Source organism: Mycolicibacter sinensis, assembly GCF_001673565.1.
GTDB lineage: Bacteria > Actinomycetota > Actinomycetes > Mycobacteriales > Mycobacteriaceae > Mycobacterium > Mycobacterium sinense_C.
Genome location: NZ_LZMF01000124.1, coordinates 1 through 1,185, shown reverse-complemented (window position 1 = coordinate 1,185; position 1,185 = coordinate 1). Strand labels below are relative to the sequence as shown.

The 1,185-nt window shown below is 69.6% G+C and carries 1 protein-coding gene; it reads left to right on the top strand.

Annotated elements, in window-relative coordinates; genetic code table 11:
• The coding region (locus A5648_RS17290; protein ID WP_234787460.1) for a polyketide synthase at positions 1-1,185 on the top strand (1,185 nt) is incomplete at both ends.

The following is a 1,185-nucleotide window of genomic DNA, read 5'->3' as shown; positions in this document are numbered from 1 at the left end:
TGCGGCCGGCGCGATGGATCCTCAGCAGCGGTTGCTGATGGAGGTGGCCTGGGAAGCGCTGGAGAACGCCGGGATCACCAAGGAGGCGATCCGCGGCACCCAGGCCGGTGTCTTCGTCGGCCTCACCACCAACGACTACGCCCTGCTGGCGGCCGAAAGGGTGGGCCCCCGCGACGTCGACCCCTACCTGGCGTTCGGCAACGGCCCGAACTTCGCCGCCGGCCGGTTGTCGTATTTCCTTGGCGTGCACGGCCCGGCGATCATGGTGGACACCGCGTGTTCGTCGTCGCTGGTGACGATTCATCTGGCGTGCGCGAGCCTGCGGCGCCGCGAGTCGGATCAGGCGCTGGCGGCCGGGGTGAACCTGATGCTGAGTCCGCAGAACAGTGTGGCGACGTCGCGGTGGGGGATGTTGGCGCCGGACGGGCAGTGCAAGACCTTCGACGCCGGCGCCGACGGCTACGTGCGCGGCGAGGGCGCCGGGGTGGTGGTGCTCAAGCGGCTTTCGGATGCTCAGCGTGATGGTGACCGGATTCTGGCGCTGGTGCGGGGTTCGGCGGCGAATCAGGATGGGCCGTCGAGTGGTCAGACGGTGCCGTCGGGTCCGGCGCAGCAGAAGGTGGTGCGCGCGGCGTTGGCCGCGGCGCGGTTGGAGCCGGGTGATATCGACTACGTCGAGGCGCACGGCACCGGCACCGCGCTGGGTGATCCGATCGAGTTGGATGCGCTGGCGGCGGTGTTCGGTGAGCGTGGTTCCTCGGCGCCGCTGGTGCTGGGCTCGGTGAAGACGAATCTGGGGCATCTTGAATCGGCTTCGGGTGTCGCGGGTTTCATCAAGACGGTGCTGTCGGTGCAGCAGGGTTTCATTCCGCGGCACCTGAACTTTTCGGAGTTGACGCCCAATGCCGGTGCGGGGGCGTCGAAGTTCCAGATCGCCGCGCAGGCGATGGCGTGGCCGGCGGTGTCGCGTCCGCGGCGGGCGGGGGTGTCTTCGTTTGGGGTGTCGGGCACCAATGCGCATGTGGTGATCGAGCAGGCCCCGGTCGTCGAGGCGGTTGAGCCGGCCGGGCCGGTTGCTGAGCCGGTGGTGCAGACGTTGGTGGTGTCGGGTAAGTCGCCGGCGCGGATCGCGGCCACCGCCGGTGTGCTGGCGCAGTGGTTGACCGGCGCCGGCGCCGACGTGCC